The 19,125-nt window shown below is 61.1% G+C and carries 22 protein-coding genes; 15 read left to right on the forward strand and 7 right to left on the reverse strand.

The window, feature by feature from the left end; all coding sequences use genetic code 11:
• Window positions 1-63: 63 nt before the first annotated feature.
• Window positions 64-2,754, reverse strand: coding sequence for an aconitate hydratase AcnA (gene acnA / locus AC25BC_RS20565; protein WP_012759357.1), 2,691 nt, complete (start codon window positions 2,752-2,754; stop codon window positions 64-66).
• A 262-nt stretch (window positions 2,755-3,016) separates the two neighbouring features.
• Here acnA and ccmA point away from each other — a divergent pair, with 262 nt between their 5' ends.
• The 5 genes from ccmA to AC25BC_RS20590 are packed head-to-tail and all read left to right on the forward strand — an operon-like array spanning window position 3,017 to window position 5,973.
• A complete protein-coding gene (ccmA, locus tag AC25BC_RS20570; RefSeq protein WP_012759358.1) occupies window positions 3,017-3,664 on the forward strand; it encodes a heme ABC exporter ATP-binding protein CcmA in 648 nt (215 codons plus the stop codon).
• Window positions 3,665-3,716: 52 nt separating this feature from the next.
• Window positions 3,717-4,376 carry a heme exporter protein CcmB gene (gene ccmB / locus AC25BC_RS20575; RefSeq protein WP_128438325.1) on the forward strand — a complete coding sequence of 220 codons (660 nt, stop codon included), beginning with the start codon at window positions 3,717-3,719 and terminating at the stop codon, window positions 4,374-4,376.
• Between the two features lie 48 nt (window positions 4,377-4,424).
• Window positions 4,425-5,186, forward strand: a complete 762-nt coding sequence (locus AC25BC_RS20580; protein ID WP_128438326.1) for a heme ABC transporter permease — start codon at window positions 4,425-4,427, stop codon at window positions 5,184-5,186.
• 2 nt (window positions 5,187-5,188) lie between these two features.
• A complete protein-coding gene (gene ccmD / locus AC25BC_RS20585) occupies window positions 5,189-5,368 on the forward strand; it encodes a heme exporter protein CcmD (RefSeq protein ID WP_012759361.1) in 180 nt (59 codons plus the stop codon).
• Window positions 5,365-5,973 (forward strand): DsbE family thiol:disulfide interchange protein, encoded by a 609-nt coding sequence (locus AC25BC_RS20590; protein WP_012759362.1) that lies wholly within the window; start codon window positions 5,365-5,367, stop codon window positions 5,971-5,973. Before ccmD ends, AC25BC_RS20590 begins: the two co-directional genes overlap by 4 nt.
• A 19-nt stretch (window positions 5,974-5,992) precedes the next feature.
• Here the strand turns inward: AC25BC_RS20590 and AC25BC_RS20595 are convergent, their stop codons facing one another.
• From AC25BC_RS20595 to AC25BC_RS20620, 6 genes are all read right to left on the reverse strand, one after another.
• Complete coding sequence (locus AC25BC_RS20595) at window positions 5,993-6,580, reverse strand: DUF2585 domain-containing protein (RefSeq protein ID WP_017995444.1); 588 nt, start codon at window positions 6,578-6,580, stop codon at window positions 5,993-5,995.
• Window positions 6,577-7,221 carry a septation protein A gene (locus AC25BC_RS20600; RefSeq protein ID WP_128438327.1) on the reverse strand — a complete coding sequence of 215 codons (645 nt, stop codon included), beginning with the start codon at window positions 7,219-7,221 and terminating at the stop codon, window positions 6,577-6,579. Before AC25BC_RS20600 ends, AC25BC_RS20595 begins: the two co-directional genes overlap by 4 nt.
• 75 nt (window positions 7,222-7,296) lie before the next feature.
• On the reverse strand, window positions 7,297-8,898 hold the full coding sequence (gene ftsY / locus AC25BC_RS20605) for a signal recognition particle-docking protein FtsY (protein ID WP_012759365.1): 1,602 nt from the start codon (window positions 8,896-8,898) through the stop codon (window positions 7,297-7,299).
• Window positions 8,899-8,914: 16 nt separating this feature from the next.
• The gene (gene mtaB, locus AC25BC_RS20610) at window positions 8,915-10,189 is read right to left on the reverse strand and encodes a tRNA (N(6)-L-threonylcarbamoyladenosine(37)-C(2))-methylthiotransferase MtaB (RefSeq protein ID WP_012759366.1); all 1,275 of its coding nucleotides are present in this window, start codon (window positions 10,187-10,189) and stop codon (window positions 8,915-8,917) included.
• Window positions 10,186-11,091, reverse strand: coding sequence for a diaminopimelate epimerase (gene dapF, locus AC25BC_RS20615; protein ID WP_128438328.1), 906 nt, complete (start codon window positions 11,089-11,091; stop codon window positions 10,186-10,188). The genes mtaB and dapF overlap by 4 nt, the downstream gene beginning before the upstream one ends.
• A 117-nt stretch (window positions 11,092-11,208) precedes the next feature.
• Window positions 11,209-11,433: a hypothetical protein gene (locus tag AC25BC_RS20620; RefSeq protein WP_017962453.1), complete on the reverse strand. Its 225-nt coding sequence runs from the start codon at window positions 11,431-11,433 to the stop codon at window positions 11,209-11,211.
• Window positions 11,434-11,934: 501 nt separating this feature from the next.
• Here AC25BC_RS20620 and ffh point away from each other — a divergent pair.
• The 10 genes from ffh to AC25BC_RS20670 all read left to right on the forward strand — a co-directional run bounded on the left by ffh (window position 11,935) and on the right by AC25BC_RS20670 (window position 19,090).
• Window positions 11,935-13,521, forward strand: coding sequence for a signal recognition particle protein (ffh, locus tag AC25BC_RS20625; protein WP_017995448.1), 1,587 nt, complete (start codon window positions 11,935-11,937; stop codon window positions 13,519-13,521).
• 16 nt (window positions 13,522-13,537) lie between these two features.
• Window positions 13,538-13,858 carry a chorismate mutase gene (locus AC25BC_RS20630; RefSeq protein ID WP_003543666.1) on the forward strand — a complete coding sequence of 107 codons (321 nt, stop codon included), beginning with the start codon at window positions 13,538-13,540 and terminating at the stop codon, window positions 13,856-13,858.
• Between the two features lie 49 nt (window positions 13,859-13,907).
• Window positions 13,908-14,279 carry a 30S ribosomal protein S16 gene (gene rpsP, locus AC25BC_RS20635; RefSeq protein WP_003543667.1) on the forward strand — a complete coding sequence of 124 codons (372 nt, stop codon included), beginning with the start codon at window positions 13,908-13,910 and terminating at the stop codon, window positions 14,277-14,279.
• Between the two features lie 113 nt (window positions 14,280-14,392).
• On the forward strand, window positions 14,393-14,962 hold the full coding sequence (gene rimM / locus AC25BC_RS20640) for a ribosome maturation factor RimM (RefSeq protein WP_012759372.1): 570 nt from the start codon (window positions 14,393-14,395) through the stop codon (window positions 14,960-14,962).
• Window positions 14,962-15,645 (forward strand): tRNA (guanosine(37)-N1)-methyltransferase TrmD, encoded by a 684-nt coding sequence (gene trmD / locus AC25BC_RS20645; protein ID WP_128438329.1) that lies wholly within the window; start codon window positions 14,962-14,964, stop codon window positions 15,643-15,645. Before rimM ends, trmD begins: the two co-directional genes overlap by 1 nt.
• A 335-nt stretch (window positions 15,646-15,980) precedes the next feature.
• Window positions 15,981-16,535, forward strand: a complete 555-nt coding sequence (gene rplS / locus AC25BC_RS20650; RefSeq protein WP_012759374.1) for a 50S ribosomal protein L19 — start codon at window positions 15,981-15,983, stop codon at window positions 16,533-16,535.
• 144 nt (window positions 16,536-16,679) lie between these two features.
• Complete coding sequence (locus tag AC25BC_RS20655) at window positions 16,680-17,477, forward strand: basic amino acid ABC transporter substrate-binding protein (protein ID WP_011653909.1); 798 nt, start codon at window positions 16,680-16,682, stop codon at window positions 17,475-17,477.
• Window positions 17,478-17,493: 16 nt separating this feature from the next.
• The gene (locus AC25BC_RS20660) at window positions 17,494-18,306 is read left to right on the forward strand and encodes an amino acid ABC transporter permease (RefSeq protein ID WP_012759375.1); all 813 of its coding nucleotides are present in this window, start codon (window positions 17,494-17,496) and stop codon (window positions 18,304-18,306) included.
• Window positions 18,307-18,377: 71 nt separating this feature from the next.
• Complete coding sequence (locus AC25BC_RS20665; protein WP_113546737.1) at window positions 18,378-18,740, forward strand: hypothetical protein; 363 nt, start codon at window positions 18,378-18,380, stop codon at window positions 18,738-18,740.
• Window positions 18,737-19,090: a hypothetical protein gene (locus AC25BC_RS20670; RefSeq protein ID WP_012759377.1), complete on the forward strand. Its 354-nt coding sequence runs from the start codon at window positions 18,737-18,739 to the stop codon at window positions 19,088-19,090. The genes AC25BC_RS20665 and AC25BC_RS20670 overlap by 4 nt, the downstream gene beginning before the upstream one ends.
• Window positions 19,091-19,125: the final 35 nt, after the last annotated feature.

Raw genomic sequence — 19,125 nt, forward strand, 5'->3', positions numbered from 1 at the left:
CCGCAAAGAAAAACCGCCGGAAACTGCTCTCCGGCGGCCATTATCATGTGAGTGTCTTAAAAATCAGGCAGCGAGGTCGCGCAGAACCGTCTGCAGGATGCCGCCATTGTTGAGGTAGACTACCTCGTCGAGCGTATCGACGCGCGACAGCAGCGGAACCTCCTTCACGGTGCCGTCGCCATAGGTGATCCTGGCGATCTTCTTCTCGCGTGGCTTGATCTTTTCCAGACCTTCGATGGTGACGAGTTCGTCGCCCTTGAGGCCGAGGCTCTGCCAGGTCGTGCCCTCTTCGAAGACGAAGGGGATGATGCCCATGCCGACCAGGTTCGAGCGATGGATGCGCTCGAAGGATTGGGCGACCACCGCCTTGACGCCGAGCAGGTTGGTGCCCTTGGCAGCCCAGTCGCGGGAGGAGCCATTGCCATATTCGACACCGGCGAAGATGACGAGCGGCACGCCTTCCTGCTTGTACTGCATCGCGGCGTCATAGATCGAGGTCTCTTCCTTCGACGGGTAATGGATGGTGTAGCCACCTTCCTTGCCGTTCGGGCCGAGCATGTGGTTGCGGATGCGGATATTGGCGAAGGTGCCGCGCATCATCACTTCATGGTTGCCGCGGCGCGTGCCGTACTGGTTGAAGTCGGCAACGGCGACGTCGTGGTCGATGAGGTAGGCGCCGGCCGGCGATGCCGCCTTGATCGAACCGGCGGGCGAGATGTGGTCGGTGGTGATCTTGTCGCCGAACAGGCCGAGGACGCGGGCGCCCTTGATGTCGGAAACGCCGCTGCCCTTCTTGCCCATGCCGACGAAGTAGGGCGGGTTCTGCACATAGGTCGAATTGTCGTCCCAGGCATAGGTCTGGCCCGGCGGGATCTGAACGGCCTGCCAGTTGACGTCGCCCTTGAAGACGTCGGCATACTTGCTTTCGTAAAGCTCGCGGGTCACGTATTTCAGGATGAATTCCTGAACTTCCTTCGAGGTCGGCCAGATGTCCTTGAGATAAACCGGGTTGCCGCTCTGGTCCTCGCCGATCGGCTCCTTGGTCAGATCCGTCTGCACCGTGCCGGCAAGCGCATAAGCGACGACCAGCGGCGGGGATGCGAGATAGTTCGCCTGCACGTCGGGCGAGATGCGGCCTTCGAAGTTGCGGTTGCCGGACAGAACGCCGGAAACGATAAGGCCCTTGTCGTTGATCGTCTTCGAGATCGGTGCCGGCAGCGGGCCGGAATTACCGATGCAGGTGGTGCAGCCGAAACCGACGAGGTTGAAGCCAAGCTTGTCGAGGTCGGCCTGCAGGCCCGACTTGGCGAGATATTCGCCGACGACTTGGCTTCCCGGTGCCAGCGAGGTCTTCACCCACGGCTTCGTCTTCAGTCCCTTGGCAACGGCGTTGCGGGCAAGAAGGCCGGCGGCGATCAGCACTGACGGGTTGGAGGTGTTGGTGCACGACGTGATGGCGGCGATCGCCACATCGCCATGGCCGAGATCGAAGTCGGTGCCTTCGACGGCATAGCGGTTGTTCAACTGGCCGGGCTTCTTGTAGTCGGCATCCATCGAGCCGGCAAAACCGGTCGCGATGTTCTCAAGCGAAATGCGGCCTTCCGGACGCTTCGGGCCGGCCATCGACGGCACGACATCGTTCAGATCGAGTTCCAGCGTATCGGTGAAGACGAGCTCGGAACCGTCGCCCTCGCGCCACATGCCCTGGGCCTTCGAATAGGCTTCGACGAGGGCGATCCGGTCATGCGTGCGGCCGGACATGGTGAGGTAGTTGATGGTTTCGCCGTCGACCGGGAAGAAGCCGCAGGTCGCGCCGTATTCCGGGCCCATGTTGCCGATCGTCGCGCGGTCGGCGAGCGGCATGTTGTCCATGCCGGGGCCGAAAAATTCGACGAACTTCGAAACGACGCCCTTCTTGCGCAGCATCTGCACGACGGTGAGAACGAGGTCGGTCGCCGTGACGCCTTCCTTGAGTTTGCCGGTCAGCTTGAAGCCGATGACTTCGGGCAGCAGCATCGAGACCGGCTGGCCGAGCATCGCAGCTTCCGCTTCGATACCGCCCACACCCCAGCCGAGAACGCCGAGACCGTTGATCATCGTCGTGTGGCTGTCGGTGCCGACGCAAGTATCCGGATAGGCGATCGTCTCGCCGTCCTCTTCCTTGGTCCAGACGGTCTGGCCGAGATATTCGAGATTGACCTGATGACAGATGCCGGTGCCGGGAGGCACGACGCGGAAATTCTTGAAGGCCTGCTGGCCCCACTTCAGGAAACGGTAGCGCTCGCCGTTGCGCTGGTATTCCAGCTCGACGTTGCGGGCGAAGGCCTGCGGCGTGCCGAATTCGTCGACGATGACGGAGTGGTCGATGACGAGATCGACGGGAACGAGCGGGTTGATCTTCTCGGGATCGCCGCCGAGCGACACCATCGCGTCGCGCATCGCGGCAAGATCGACGACGGCGGGAACGCCGGTGAAGTCCTGCATCAGCACGCGCGCCGGGCGATAGGCGATTTCGTTTTCGACCGCACCCTTGTTGTTCAGCCATTCGGCGACAGCCAGGATGTGCTCCTTGGTGACCGACTGGCCGTCTTCGAAGCGCAGCAGGTTTTCGAGCAGCACCTTCATCGAATAGGGAAGCTTCGACACGCCGGCCAGACCGTTTGCCTCAGCCTTGGGCAGGCTGTAATAGACATAGTCCTTCCCGTTGACGGAAAGCGTGGAACGACAATTGAAACTGTCAAGAGATTTAGACACGAGATACCCCGTTTCTGATAGCCAACACAGTCGTGCGAACGCCTATGCACTTAATGCACATCAGGATGCGGGTACGGCCATTTCCGCTGTCCGCACGTGGAACAGACGCTCCAAGTTCGGCGCAAGGATGAAATTCACGCCGACCGCTGGCGTGGTTGCAGGTCTTATAGATAATTTCCTAAAAACTTGCCATACCCGAGCACAGTCAAAATCGGACATTTTTTGACCCCGCCGCGAGCCGAAACCAAGAAAGAGCCGACGCATGCATCTCACCGCCGAAAATCTGGCTGCAAGGCGCGGTGAGGATCTCATTTTCGTTAACATTTCCTTTCACTTGGCAGCAGGCGAGGCGCTTGTCCTGACCGGTAGAAATGGATCGGGAAAGTCCACTTTGTTGCGTGTCGTGGCCGGCCTCCTCAGGCCGGAAAAAGGCACCGTCAAATTTCACGATGGAGAGAGCGGGGCAGACAGACATGCCGGCGAAGTAAGCCACTACCTCGGCCATAGAAATGCGATGAAGAACGAACTTACGGTTGCAGAAAACCTCGATTTCTGGCGCAGCTTTCTCGGCAATACAGGCTCCGCTGCCGCCCTTTCCGTCGAGGACGCCGCTGACGCCGTCGGCCTTTCCGGCATCACCCACCTTCCCTTCGGTTATCTCTCCGCCGGCCAGCAGCGCCGGATAGCCTTCGCCAAACTGCTCGTCGCCCACCGTCCCGTCTGGATCCTCGACGAGCCGACCGCGGCACTCGATGCCAACGCCGACGGGCTGCTTGCCGATTTGATCACAGCGTATCTGGCAAGGGGCGGCATCGTGCTGGCGGCAACGCATCAGCCGCTGGGGCTGAGGAATTCGCAGGAATTGAAGATGACGGGCTTTGCCGGTGTGGATCATGGGGTATGGGGTTGATGCTTTTCGACGTAGCGACCCCGTCCACCGCACATGCAGAGAGCCGCCACGCATGACCGCCCTCTTCTTCCGCGACCTGAAACTCTCGATCCGTGCCGGCGGCGGTGCGCTGATCGGCGTGCTGTTCTTCCTCACCATCGTCGCCGTCATTCCCTTCGGCGTCGGTCCCGATCTCAAACTGCTGTCGCGTATCGGCCCCGCCATCGTCTGGATCGGCGCGCTGCTCGCCGCCCTTCTCGGCCTCGACCGCCTGTTCCAGGCCGAACGCGACGACGGATCGCTCGACCTGATGCTGATTCAGGAAACGCCCCTGGTCCTGACCGTGCTGGTCAAATGCCTTGCCCATTGGACGGCCACCAGCCTGCCGCTCGTTATCGCCTCGCCGTTGCTCGGCCTCTTCATGAACATGGACGAGACGGCGATCGGCGCGACCATGCTGACGCTGCTGGTCGGCTCGCCCGCCATCACCTTCATCGGCGCCGTGGGTGCTGCCGTTGCCGTGGCGCTGCCCCGCGGCGGCCTGCTGGTCTCGATCCTCGTGCTGCCGCTGACCATTCCGGTGCTGATCTTCGGCGTCAGCGCCACCTATGCCGCAGTCGAGGATCCCGCCCCCTTCCTGCCACCCTTCCTGATCCTCATTGCCCTGACGCTCTTCTTCGCGGTCATCGGCCCGGCAGCCGCCGCCCTGGCGCTACGAAACACAGCGGATTGATGGGCCGTTCGATTGCGGGAAAAGCCGGTTCAAGGTAAGGAAGCGGACATGAGCGAAACGAGCCTTGCCATCAGCAAATTCAGTGACCTCGCCAACCCGACGCGGTTTCTGGCGCTGGCGGCGCACGCCATTCCGTGGCTGGCCGGCATCACCGCACTCTGTTTCGCGGTCGGCCTCTATCTAAGCTTCGCCACCGAAGGCGATTACCAGCAGGGCGAGACCGTGCGCATCATGTATGTGCATGTGCCCTCGGCCTGGCTTTCGATGATGTGTTATACGATCATGAGCGTCTCGGCGATCGGCACGCTGGTCTGGCGCCATCCGCTGGCCGATGTCTCCGCCAAAGCCGCAGCCCCGCTCGGCGCCGCCTTTACCCTGCTTGCACTCGTCACCGGTTCGCTCTGGGGCAAGCCGATGTGGGGCACCTGGTGGGTCTGGGATGCACGGCTGACCTCCGTCTTCGTTCTCTTCCTGATGTATCTCGGGCTGATTGCGCTCGGCCGCGCCATCGACGATCCGTCGAAGGCCGCGCGCGTCAGCGCCGTGCTCATCCTCGTCGGCTTCGTCAACATCCCGATCATCAAATTCTCGGTCGAGTGGTGGAACACGCTGCATCAGTCGGCAAGCGTGCTCCGCCTCGACGGCCCGGCGATCGATCCGGAATTCCTGCGGCCGCTCTTCGTCATGGCGATCGCCTTCACCCTGCTCTTCTTCACGCTGCACATCATGGCGATGAGGAACGAGATCTGGCGCCGCCGCATTGCCGCCCAGCGCCGTCTTGCTGCCCGCATGGCGAGCCGGGAGGAATAGCCGTGACGCATGCCTTCTACGTCTACGCTTCCTATGGCTTTGCAGCCCTGGTGACGATTGCCGTCACGGCCTGGACCTGGGCCGACGGCCGCGCCCGCCGCAGGGAACTTGCAGCCCTTGAGGCTGCCGGCATCCGCCGCCGTTCGGCGCGCCCCAAGGACAGCGTGGGGGATGGCGAATGAACGACACGCCGGAAAACACCGCCGCCAAGCCGCGCGGGCTGAGCCGTTACGCATTGGCGCTGCTGCCGCTCATCGTCTTCGGCGGCATCGCTGCCACGGCCGCAAAGATGCTCTACGACCAGGATTTCCATGGCAAGAACATCGCAGAAATTCCCTCCGCCCTGATCGGCACCAAGGCACCGGCGCTGAACCTGCCGCCGCTCGACGGCGCCAACCTGCCGGCGCTGACCGATGCGGCAATCAAGGGCAAACTGACCCTCGTCAACGTCTTCGCCTCATGGTGCCTCCCCTGCCGCGACGAACATCCGGTCTTGAAAGAACTGGCAAAGGACGGACGGCTGAATATCGTCGCCATCAATTACAAGGACCAGAGCGCCAACGCCCTGCGTTTCCTCGGCGAGCTCGGCAACCCTTTTCGGGCGATCGGCGTCGATCCGAACGGCAAGGCAGCGATCGACTGGGGTGTCTACGGCATTCCGGAAAGCTATCTGGTCGGGCCTGACGGCACGATCCTCTACAAGCGCGTCGGCCCCTTCGACGATATCAGCCTGAAGGAAGGGCTTTTTCCAGCGATGGAAAAGGCGCTCGGCAAGCCGGCTTCGTAGTTTCGTCTCCGGAAAAGCCTTAAAGCCCGCTCTGCCAGACCTTGATCGCCTCCACCGGCCAGATCAGCATGACAACGTTGAGCGTCAGGTTGTCGCGGATCACGTAGCCAGTGAAAATCTCGAAGAAGATGGCGATCGCAACCGTGAGCGCCACCGGCGCGCGCCGCGCGAAGAAGAAGCCGACGCACATGAAGACGGTGTCCATCGCCGAATTCAGTATGCTGTCGCCGTAATAATCGAGCGCGATCGTTGCCGTGCGGTAGCGGTCGATGATGAGAGGTGAATTCTCGAGCAGCTCCCAGCCGGATTCGATGACGAGCGCCAGCAGCAACCTTGCCGCCAGCGGCTTGCCGCGCAGGATGAGATGCGCGAGCCCGTAAAACAGGAAGCCGTGGATGATGTGTGACGGCGTATACCAATCCGACAAATGCTGCGAATTGCCGCTGGTATTGACCCCACCCTCCCACAGCTTGACAGTGCCGCAGGCGCAGATCGGCACGCGGCCCATCATATATTCGGCGGCAATCTGAATGATCAGAACCGCAAGGCAGGCGGCGAACCAAAAGGTCTGGTGTCTTACGCGGTATTCGGCCTCTGCAGCGCTCACTTCTCGCCTTCCGTTTCCAGGTTGATGCTGTGCTTCAGCACCAGCGGCATCTGCGCCAGCGTGAAGATGATGGTGATCGGCATCGTGCCCCAGACCTTGAAGGCGACCCAGGTACCGTCGGAAAAGTTGCGCCAGACGACTTCGTTCAGCACGGCAAGGAAGAGAAAGAAGATGCCCCAGCGAATGGTGAGCTTGCGCCAGCCCTCGGCATCGAGCTGGAAGGCGGCGTTGAAGACGTAGCCGAGCAGTGACTTGCCGAAAGCCAGTCCGCCGAGCAGCGCCACCCCGAAGAGCGCGTTGACGATGGTCGGCTTCATCTTGATGAAGGTTTCGTTCTGCAGCCAGATCGACAGCGAGCCGAAGATGACGACGACGAGGCCGGATACAAAAGGCATGATCGGCAGATGGCCGAGCACGACCTTCGAAACGATCAGCGAGATGATCGTCGCCGCCATGAAGAGGCCGGTCGCGACGAACAGCGGTCCGCCCAATTCGGAAAGAGCGGGAAACGTCTCCACCAGCCACTGGCCACGCAGATTGGCGAAGAAGAAGATCATCAGCGGCCCGAGTTCCAGCGCCAGTTTCAGCAGCGGATGATGCCGGTCGGCAGCAGACGGGGTGATATCGCTTTCGGTGCTCATGCGTTCTTCAAACCTGTTTTCCTGGAAACCTGTCGCGGCCTTGGCCTGCAGGCTTTTGGCGGCATATCTGTGGCATCATTGCCCAAGTCCGGCAATGGCGTGGGCAAAATCCTCGGCCTCGAACGGCTCCAGATCCTCGACGCCCTCGCCGACGCCGATGAAATAGACTGGCAGCTTATGCTTGGCGGAGATGGCGACGAGGATGCCGCCGCGCGCCGTGCCGTCGAGCTTGGTCATGATCAACCCGTTGACGCCGGCGACGTTGCGGAAGATCTCGACCTGGCTGAGCGCGTTCTGCCCGGTCGTGGCATCGAGCGTCTGCAGCACAGTATGCGGCGCATCGGGATCGAGTTTGCCGAGCACGCGCACGATCTTCTCGAGCTCGGCCATCAGCTCTGCCTTGTTCTGCAGGCGGCCGGCGGTATCGACGATCAGCACGTCGCATTTTTTCGCCTTCGCCTGTTCGAAGGCATCATAGGCAAGGCCGGCGGCATCGGCGCCGAGTTTGGTGCCGATGAATTCGGAATTCGTCCGGTCGGCCCAGATTTTCAGCTGCTCGATCGCCGCCGCACGGAACGTATCGCCGGCGGCCAGCATCACCTTCAGCCCGGCGCCGGAAAGCTTTGCCGCAAGCTTGCCGATCGTCGTGGTCTTGCCCGTGCCGTTGACGCCGACGACGAGAATGACATGCGGCTTGTGCGAGAGGTCGAGCTGCAGCGGCTTGGCGACCGGCTTCAGGACCTTGGCGATTTCGGACGCCATGATCCGGCTGACATCCTCGCCGGTGACATCCTTGCCATAGCGCTCAGAGGCGAGCGTGTCGGTGACGCGCATGGCGGTCTCGACACCAAGATCGGCCTGGATCAGCAGGTCCTCGAGATCCTGCAGCGTCTCGTCATCGAGCTTGCGCTTGGTGAAGAGCGCGGTGATCTGGCCGGTCAGCTGCGAAGAGGTGCGTGCAAGGCCATTGCGCAGGCGCTGGAACCAGCTGAGTTTTGGCTGCAGGACAACGGGCTCCGGCTCGACGACCTTCGGGCCGGTGGCAAAGCCTCTGGGGAGGATGGGAGAGCCAATCTCCGGTTCTGCCGCGGGGCTATCCCCCTCCGCCCTGCCGGGCATCTCCCCCACAGGTGGGGAGATTGGCTGGGAGGGCGAATCCAGCCCTGCATCATCCTCAGTCGGAATCTCTTCCGGCTCAGCCGGAACCTCTTCCGGAAGCTTTTCGACGATCTCTTCGAGGTCAGCCGGCTGTTCGAGCGCTCCGGTCTCCACAGGATCTGCCGCCTCGTGCGGGAGATGTTCCAGAGGGACAGAAGCGGGTATTTCCGCAACGGGTTCGGCGACCGCCTGGATTTCAGCTTCCGCCTCCGCCTCCGCTGCTGCCTCGGCTTCCAGCAATGAGAGCGGCACGACACCCATGTCGTTCAGCTGGTCGGCGGCGGGCAGGATTGAGGATTCGACATCATCTTCAGCAACCGCTGCTTCGACCCCGCCCTCGTCAATATCGGCAGCCGGTCCGCCGGCCGTATCCATTTCCTCGGCCAGCACCGGATCGTCGGCAACCGGCAGATCTTCGTCGCGCGAACGCGGCTCCAGCTCCCTTTCCACGGCCGCAGGCACAGGTTCTTCAGCCGGCTTGCCGAAGGTGAAGACCTTTTTGATGAAACTGAGCGCCATGGGGATTCCGTGAAAGTCAGGCCGCTGCTGCGGCCGTCAATTGCATGTCGAGATGCTTGCCATTGTGGCCGGTGATCGTGACCGGCACAAGTTCGCCGGGACGAAGGCCGGGGGCTGCGACCAGCGTGAAGTTCTCCGTATGCGCCAGGCCGTTGTTTTCAACAAGCAGCCATTGCCGGGTTCCGATCATCCGATCGAGATGGGATTGATGCAGCCTATGTCCAGCGGCGCGTAGCTTTGCGGCACGATCCTTGACCAGCGACCGGTCGAGCTGCGGCATGCGGGCGGCCGGCGTGCCCGGACGCAGACTATAGGGGAAGACATGCAGATGAGCGATATTGGCTTCTTCCGCCAATCGCACGGCATTGTCGAACATCTCTTCGGTTTCGGTGGGAAAGCCGGCAATCATATCGGCGCCGAAGCTCATCTCGGGGCGGAGGCGGCGCGCATCCTCGATGAAACGCAACGCATCGGCGCGTAAATGCCGGCGCTTCATGCGTTTCAGGATCATGTCGTCGCCATGCTGCAGCGACAGATGCAAATGCGGCATGAAACGGGGCTCGTCGGCGATGAGATCCATCAGATGGGCATCGGCTTCGATGCTGTCGATCGAGGAAAGCCGCAGGCGGCGGATATCAGGGATCTGTTTCAGCAGCGTCTTGGCCAAAAGCCCGAGCGTCGGGGCACCGGGCAGATCGCAGCCATAGCTGGTGGCATCGACCCCGGTCAGCACGATCTCGCGATAACCGCCGTCGACCAGTTTGCGGGCTTGATCGACGACGGCTCCCATCGGCACCGAGCGGGAATTGCCGCGGCCATAGGGAATGATGCAGAAGGTGCAGCGATGGTCGCAACCATTCTGCACCTGGATGAAGGCACGCACATGGCCGTCGATGTGCCTGACCATCTGCGGCGCCGTCGCCTTGACGCTCATGATGTCGTTGACGCGAAGTTTCTCTTCGGCCGAAACGCCGAAGTCCGGCAGGCCGCGATAAGAAGCGGTCGTCAGCTTTTCCTCGTTGCCGAGCACGGCATCGACCTCTGCCATCGCGGCGAAGGTTTGCTTTTCCGTCTGCGCGGCGCAGCCGGTGACGATGATGCGGGCATGCGGATTGTCGCGCCGTGCCCGGCGGATCGCCTGGCGGGCCTGGCGCACGGCCTCGCCGGTCACGGCACAGGTGTTGACCAGGATGGCGTTGTTGAGCCCGGCCTTCTCAGCCTGCGCCTTCATCACTTCGGATTCATATGTGTTGAGGCGGCAGCCGAAGGTAATGACCTCGATGCCGCTCACTGCGCCTCCGCCTCTCGGGTACCCTCGTGCGACCAGAGACCGGTCGAAGGATCGAGCCTGCCCGACCATTCCCATTCGGCCGGACCGGTCATGATCACGTGATCGTCGCGCTCGCGCCATTCGATGGAAAGTGTGGCCGGTGGCTTGGCGCTTGCCACATTGATCGTCACCTTGCGGCCGGTGCGGCCGGTGCGCGCAGCACTGACGGCAGCCGAACATGCAGCCGAGCCGCAGGCAAGCGTCAGTCCCGCGCCGCGTTCCCAGGTGCGCGTCGTCACCGATGTCGGAGAGGTCACTTGCGCCAGCGTGATATTGGCGCGCTCGGGAAACATCGGATGGTTTTCGAGCAGCGGTCCGAAACGGGCGAGGTCATAGGACATCACGTCCCTGTCCACCCAGAAGATCGCATGCGGATTGCCCATCGACATTGCCGAAGGCGAATGCAGCACCGGATTGTCGATCGGACCGATCTGCAACTCGATGCGGCTGGTGTCGTGAAATTCTTCCGCCAGCGGGATCTTGTCCCAATCGAACACCGGCCGACCCATATCGACGGAGATCGTCCCGTCCTCGTGCTCGACGGCGTTGAGGATGCCGGCGACCGTCTGGAAGGTAAAGACCTTCCTGCCGGTCTCGGCGGCAAGCGCCTGCACGACGCAGCGCGTACCGTTGCCGCAGGCCTGGGCCTTCGAGCCATCGGAATTCAGGATATCGATGAAGGCATCGGTGCCTTCGGCCTTCGGATCATGGATCGCCATGATCTGATCGAACTCCGTGTGCGGATCGGCATTGAGCGCGACCGCTGCCGCCGGGGTCACCTTGTCCGGCCGGCCGCGCATGTCGACAACCAGGATCTTGTTGCCAAGCCCGTTCATCCTCGCGAATTCGACCGTTGCGCTCATGGGTATCATTCCGTCTGTCTTTCCGGTGTATATGGCGGAAATGCGAAGGAATTACCAGTGGGTGAGTGCCGGGCAGGCGTTGCGGCCCGCTGACCCATTGAGGCAGCAGTTCGGCTCTTACCGCTGCGCCCCGTCGGGATCGAAAGACGCAGCATGGGCTTCGACAATAGCTGCGGTAATGACCTTTCTCAGCTCGTAGACCAGCGAGCGGGACCGCTTGCGATCCAGATCCTGTGCCGCCTTTGCAAGATTCAGGCCTTCGTTCAGGACAATATGATGGGCCCGCGCCAGCGCCCAGCTCTCAATATCAGCATTTAGCATTCGATATCTCCGCCGATTCATTCGGCATCAAGGATATTCACGAATCATCTTACAGGACGCACTTAAGTAGAAAGTAGAATCACACGCCGAATAATTTGCAACTGGCGTTGCCAGCGAATTCAGGCCCCGACTGGAATATTTATCGTCAAAACCTTAAACCCTGGGGGATTGCGCGAGCCATTACATCGATTTGCTTGAATGTGTACTTTTGCCACAACCGCTGAGTGAGACGACGGCGAACGCCACCGCCCTCTCGTCACACGGGTTCTGAGAAGTCCGTCATGCGGTCATTTGTCCGCATTGCCTTGACTTTCGCGCGGCTTTCCTGTTTATCGCGCCCAATCCGCGACGAGCCGCATGACTCCGAGCCGCCGACCGGGACCTTAAGATCCCGGAGGTCAACACCCGACAGCGCGATGCGCCCTCGGGTGCTTTTTGGCTTTGCGTCTTGTTTTCGTCAAGGAAAAGCACGACGTTTCCGGGCATATCCAAACCCGCCCGAAACGTATCAAGGAAGAGCCGATGTTTGAAAACCTCCAGGACCGTCTTGGATCCATTCTGAATGGACTGACAGGCCGTGGCGCGCTTTCGGAAGCCGATGTTTCCGCAGCGCTGCGTGAGGTTCGCCGTGCGTTGCTGGAGGCCGACGTCGCGCTCGACGTCGTGCGTTCCTTCACCGACCGCGTGCGTGAAAAGGCCGTCGGCGCCGAGATCCTGAAGTCGATCAAGCCCGGCCAGATGGTCGTCAAGATCGTGCATGACGAACTAATCGAGATGCTGGGGGGCGAAGGCGTTGGCGTCGACCTTCATGCCGCTGCCCCTGTAGTCATCATGATGGTCGGCCTGCAGGGCTCCGGCAAGACGACGACGTCGGCGAAGATCGCCCATCGCCTGTCGACGCGCGAGAAGAAGAAGGTGCTGATGGCATCGCTCGACACGCGCCGTCCGGCCGCGCAGGAGCAGCTTCGCCAGCTCGGCGCTCAGGCCAATATCGACACGCTGCCTATTATATCAGGCCAGTCGCCGACCGATATCGCTGCTCGTGCCGTTCAAGCCGCAAAGCTTGGTGGCCATGACGTCGTCATCCTCGACACCGCCGGCCGTACGCATATCGACGAGCCCTTGATGGTCGAGATGGCCGACATCAAGAAGCGCTCGAACCCGCATGAAATCCTGTTGGTCGCCGACAGTTTGACAGGTCAGGACGCCGTCAACCTCGCCCGCAGTTTCGACGAACGCGTCGGCATCACCGGTCTGGTGCTGACCCGCATGGACGGCGATGGCCGCGGCGGTGCCGCTCTTTCGATGCGTGCCGTCACCGGCAAGCCGATCAAGCTGATCGGCGTCGGCGAGAAGATGAACGAGCTGGAGGAATTCCATCCCCGCCGCATCGCCGACCGTATTCTCGGCATGGGCGACATCGTCTCGCTCGTCGAGCGCGCGGCGGAAAACATCGACGCCGAGAAGGCAGCCGCCATGGCCGCCAAGATGGCCAAGGGCAAGTTCGATCTCGATGACCTCGCCGACCAACTGCGCCAGATGCAGAAGATGGGCGGCATGGGCGGCATCATGGGCATGATGCCCGGAATGGCCGGCATGAAGGACAAGATGGCCGCAGCCGGCCTCGACGACAAGCTTTTCGGCCGCCAGATCGCCATCATCCAGTCGATGACCAAAGCCGAGCGCACCAATCCCGACCTGCTCAAGCATTCGCGCAAGAAGCGCATCGCCGCCGGTTCCGGCACCGATGCCGCCGCCATCAACAAGCTTCTGAAGATGCACCGCCAGATGGCGGACATGATGAAGATGATGGGCGGCAAGGGCAAAGGCGGCATGATGAAACAGATGATGGGCGGCCTTGCCGGCAAGATGGGGCTCGGCGGCGGCATGGGCGGCATGGGTGGCGGCATGCCCGATCTCTCGAATATCGATCCCCGGCAGCTCGAGGCCTTGCAGAAGCAGGCGGAAGCGGCGGGGCTTGGAAAACCGGGTGGGGGCATGCCCGGTCTCGGCGGTCTGCCGGGTGGTTTGTCGGGCCTCGGCGGCGCCAAGCTGCCGGGCCTTGGCGGTGGTTTCCCGGGATTGCCCGGATTGCCGAAGAAGAAGTGAAAGGATCGCTTGCCCCATGATTGATCCAAACGTCAAAGCCCAGCTCGCGAGCTATCGTCAGTCGATCGACAATATCGATGCCGCTCTCGTGCACATGCTGGCCGAACGCTTCCGCTGCACCAAAGAGGTCGGCGTGCTGAAGGCCAAATACAATTTGCCGCCGGCCGACCCGGCGCGCGAGGAATACCAGATCGAACGCCTTCGCCAGCTGGCGAAAGCCGCCAATCTGGACCCGGATTTCGCTGAGAAGTTTCTGAACTTCGTCATCAAGGAAGTCATCCGGCATCATGAGCAGATCGCTGCGGATCACGCTGAACAGAGCGCTGCAGCCCGATAACCCGTACCGCTCAAGATAGCGGTCAAGAAAAGCCCAAGGAGTAAAGAACATGGCACTGAAAATTCGTCTCGCCCGCGGTGGTTCCAAGAAGCGCCCGTATTACCACGTCGTTCTCGCCGATGCGCGCAGCCCGCGTGACGGCCGCTTCCTCGAAAACCTCGGTTCCTGGAACCCGATGCTTGCCAAGGACGATGAGAAGCGCGTTCAGCTGAACGCCGAGCGCATCAAGCATTGGATCGAACACGGCGCTCAGCCGACCGACCGCGTTCTGCGCTTCCTCGATGAGGCCGGCGTTGCCAAGCGCGAAGTCAAGAACAACCCGGTCAAGGCAAAGCCCGGTAAGCGCGCCCAGGAACGCGCCGCCGAAAAGGCTCAGAAGGTCGCCGACGCTGCGGCTGCTGCTGCCGACGCCGCGGAATAATCGCGACATTCTCTTCGAGCGGGCGGCATGGCGACATGCCGCCCGTTTTCGTTTCCAATCGCCTGCACTTCGTTTATGAGAAACCTGTCTTTCGGCTTCACATGAAGGAACCCATGACCAAGCTTGAAAACCCCGTTCTGATGGCGACGATCGGTGGCGCGCAAGGCCTCCGGGGCGAGGTGCGCGCCAAGGCCTATACGGCCGATCCCGGCGCGCTTGGCGACTACGGCCATCTGCACAGCATGGACGGCCGCAGCTTCGAAGTCCTCGAAATCCGCGAGATGAAGAATGTCGTCGTCGTCCGTTTCCGCGGCGTCAACGACCGCAATGCCGCCGAGGCTCTGAACGGGCTTGAACTCTATATCGAGCGGGACAACCTGCCGGACGAGGAGCTGGAGGACGACGAGTTCTACTACGCCGACCTCGAGGGGCTCGAGGCGCGTGACGACAAGGGTGTCAGCTATGGCACGGTCACCGGCGTGTTCGATTTCGGCGCCGGCGACCTGCTGGAACTCAAAGGTCCGGGCAAACGCCCGGTGCTGATCCCCTTCTCGGAAGCCTCGGTACTGGAGATCGACCTCGAGGCCGGCACGCTGCTGATCGATCCGCTGGCGGCGGGGCTGGTCGAAGATCCCGAAGAGCTTTCGAAATTCACTCCCGACAAGCCGAAAAAGAAGAAGTGATGGCTTTCCGGGCGAGCGTGCTGACACTTTATCCGGAAATGTTTCCGGGGCATCTGGGCTTCTCGCTCGCCGGCAAGGCGATGGAGCGGGGGCAATGGTCGCTGGACATGGTGCAGATCCGCGACTTCGCCACCGACAGACACCGCACCGTCGACGACACCCCGGCAGGCGGCGGCGCCGGCATGGTGCTGAAGGCCGACGTTCTTGCGCGTGCGATCGACAGCGCCTCAGAAAACGATACCCGCCCGCGACTGCTGATGAGCCCGCGCGGCCGGCCGCTGACGCAGGAGCGTGTGCGCGAGCTCGCGGCGGGCGACGGCGTCATCATCGTCTGCGGCCGCTTCGAGGGTATCGACCAGCGGGTGATCGAGGCGCGCGGCCTGGAAGAGGTCTCGATCGGCGACTACGTCCTATCAGGCGGCGAGCCGGCGGCGCTGATCGTGCTCGATGCGATCATCCGCATCCTGCCTGGTGTCATGGGCAACGATCTTTCCGGCCTGCACGAAAGCTTCGAAGGCGGACTGCTGGAACATCCGCACTATACCCGGCCGCAGGAATGGGAGGGCAGGGAAATCCCCGCGATCCTCACCTCGGGCAACCACGGCGCCATCGAGAAATGGCGGCATCAGGAAGCGGTGCGGCTGACGCGGCAGCGGCGGCCGGATCTGCTCGAAAAAGACTAGCGCATCGGCCCAAAAATCGGGATCGAATATCGGAAAGTGCGATGCGGAGATTCAAAATGTTACAGCGTCCTTAGCGCGTCTGAAAAGACGATCGGCGCTGTAAAGTGAGAAAAACGGCTGATTTTGCAGCCCTTTTGACAAAAATGCCGTCCAAGGGATGACAAGCCCTGGCCTTTCGTGTATTGGCGCACGCGGAAATGGGGTTTATCCCCGTCTGCCAGCAAACAAAGAATGGCGAATCCGCTCCCGCCCTTGACGGGCAAAGTCCTGAGGCCAGTTCCGAAGGATCAGTGTTGAGCGCTCTGGCTGTTTCAGAAGAACCAAAGGTTAAGACGATGAACATCATTCAGCAGCTTGAGGCCGAACAGGCCGCCAAGATCGAAGCCAAGCGCACGCTTCCGGAATTTTCCCCGGGCGACACCGTCCGCGTCAACGTGAAGGTCACGGAAGGCACCCGTACCCGCGTTCAGGCCTATGAAGGCGTCTGCATCGCCCGCTCCGGCGGCGGCCTGCAGGAAAACTTCACGGTCCGCAAGATCTCCTACGGCGAAGGCGTCGAGCGCGTATTCCCGATCTACTCGCCGATGATCGAAAGCGTCGACGTCGTTCGCCGCGGTAAGGTCCGTCGCGCCAAGCTCTATTACCTGCGCGACCGTCGCGGCAAGTCTGCCCGTATTGTTGAAGACACCGGCGTCCGCGCCCGCAAGCTCAACGACGCCGAGCGCGCCGCCATTGCCGAGGAAAAGGCACGCATCGAAGCTGAAAAGGTTGCAGCAGCTCAGGCGCTCGCCGCCGAGAGGGCAGCAGCAGAAGCTGCGGAAGCCAAGGCCGCTGCTGAAAAGGCCGCCGCAGAAGCAGCCGCCGCTGCAGCGGAACCGGCAGCAGAATAAGATCTGCGCCACGCAAAATTCTTTGCTTGGAAAGGCGGCCTTCGGGTCGCCTTTTCTATTTTTTGCGCGGGCACGCAGTGGGCGGCCTTGCCTCGGGCCTATCTTCCGTGACAGTTTTTGCCGTTCAATTTGGGGAACCGTTCAATGTTGTTTCGTCGTACCGTTCTTGCGAGCTTCGCCGCCCTTGCTCTTCTACCCCTCGCCGCATCGGCGGCCGAGCTGCCCGATCTCGGCGGCAAGAGCGTCGTCGTCGTCACCGAGAATGCCTATCCGCCGCTGCAATTCGTCGATCCGAAATCCGGCAAGGCGATCGGCTGGGAATATGATGCGATGAACGAGATCGCCAAGCGGCTGAATTTCAAGGTCGAATACCAGAACACCAGCTGGGACGCGATGATCCAGGCAGTTTCCGACGGCCAGTACAACATCGGCATGACCGGCATCACCATCAAGGAAGACCGCAAGCAAAAGGTGGATTTCTCCGATCCCTATATGCGCTCGCAGCAGTTCATGCTGGTGCGTGGCGACGAGAAGCGCTTCACCGATGCCAAGTCCTTCGGCGAATTCAAGGACGGCCTGGTCGGCGCGCAGCCCGGCACCACGCCCTTCTACACCGCCGTTTATGAAGTGCTTGATGGCAACGAGCAGAACCCGCGTATCAAGCTCTTCGAAACCTTCGGCGCCACCGTCCAGGCCTTGAAGGCCGGCGATGTCGACGTCGTGCTGACCGACGGCACCGCCGGCAAGGGTTATGTCGATGCCTCGAACGGCGCCCTGAAGCTGATCGGCGAACCGCTCGGCACCGAAGATTTCGGCTTCATTTTCCCGAAAGGGTCCGACCTCGTCGCCCCTGTCAATGCCGCCATCGCCGCACTCAAGGCCGACGGCACGCTGGATGGGCTGAACAAGAAGTGGTTCCTCGACTACAAGATGGGCGAATGACGCCGAGCAGCCGCTGATGGCCTTGCGACCATCGCCCGACAGACACGTCAAGGACGACTATCCCTGGTGGCTGGTCGCCCTCGTCACGATCGGCATCGTCCTTGCCGTCGTCATCGTCGCCAACGATATATACGCCCAGGTCTTCCGCACCGTCGTCAACGGTGTCGGCGTCACCGTCTTCGTCACGCTGGTCGCCTTCGTGCTCGCCACCGTGCTCGGCCTCGGCATCTGCCTGCTCGGCATGGCCGACAGCCAGGTGCTGCGTCAGATTGCGCGATTCTACATCGAGATCATCCGCGGCATACCGATCCTCGTGCTGCTGTTCTACGTCGCCTTCGTCGGCGCGCCGGCTCTGGTCGCAGCCTATAATTTCCTGATTTCGCCGCTGGTGACATCCGGCATGGCCGAGCCCATCCTGGTGCGCGACCTGTCGCTGATGTGGCGAGCGATCATCGCGCTGACGGTCGGTTATTCCTCCTTCATCGCCGAAATCTTCCGGGCCGGTTTCCAGTCGGTCGATCTCGGCCAGATCGAGGCGGCCAAGGCGCTTGGCCTGTCGCGCTACCGGCGCTTTCGCTCCGTCGTCTTCCCGCAGGCGATCCGGGTGATCTTCCCGCCGCTCTCCAACGATTTCGTCTCGATGGTGAAGGACAGCTCGCTCGTCTCCGTGCTCGGCGTCGCCGACATCACCCAGATGGGCAAGGTCTATGCCGCCGGCTCTTTTCGCTTCTTCGAGACCTATTCGATCGTCACCTATATCTATCTGATCCTGACGATCGGCCTGTCGCTGGCGCTCCGGCGGACGGAGAAATGGATGAAGTCGCGGTGAATGCATCAACTTTTTACTTGCATTTCCCCAAGAGCAATTTTTAGGTTGCAAAAATCTTGGAGCATTTTTGAATGACAGCGCCCATCTCCCTTTTCTTGGCGGTCTTTGTTCTTATCAGCACGATATCATTTTCGACCAAGGCTGCCGAACTGCCCGTCTTCCAGGGTTACTGCGAAGAAGTATCGCAACATCCGATCAAGCCCGCCCAGCGTTTCCTTGCCTATATGCAATGCAATAATTTCGAAAATCGCTTCAAGGAGCAATTGCAGAAACATTGGTTCCTGGTCACCGACGATGACATGAAAATCTGTATGAAATACAAGGGAACCAAGAACGAAACGAAATCATATCAGCAGCTTATGGGCTGTCTTTCGCTGGCTGTCGGCGAAAAATGCTATTCGGGAAAGCTGACCTGTCGCGGAAAAACGCTATGAGAATATCACTCTTGGAATTTTCGGTCGCGTCGCTTCTTTTGGTACCCGTTGTTGCAACATCGAATTCTCTGCAAGCAGCAGAGTTGCCTGAATATGACGGCTCGTTCTGTGTCCGGCTAACCTCAAAGATGCTGAACGCCGATGAAAAGAATGTCGAGACTAACAAGTGCCTTCAGGATGAAGCTGACGCAAAGAAGAAGCTCGCTGAGCACTGGGCGATCGTCTCAGAAAAATCATTTGGCTACTGCCGTACCTTAGGCCCGGGATCTTATCGATCACTCCTACGCTGCTTGGCGGGCAATGTCGGCTATAGTTGCTTTCAAGACGAACTGAGCTGTAGCTGGAATTGAGCAGCGGCTTCACCCAAGGGATATTCGACCTTATA

The organism is Rhizobium sp. WSM409, from assembly GCF_057653825.1.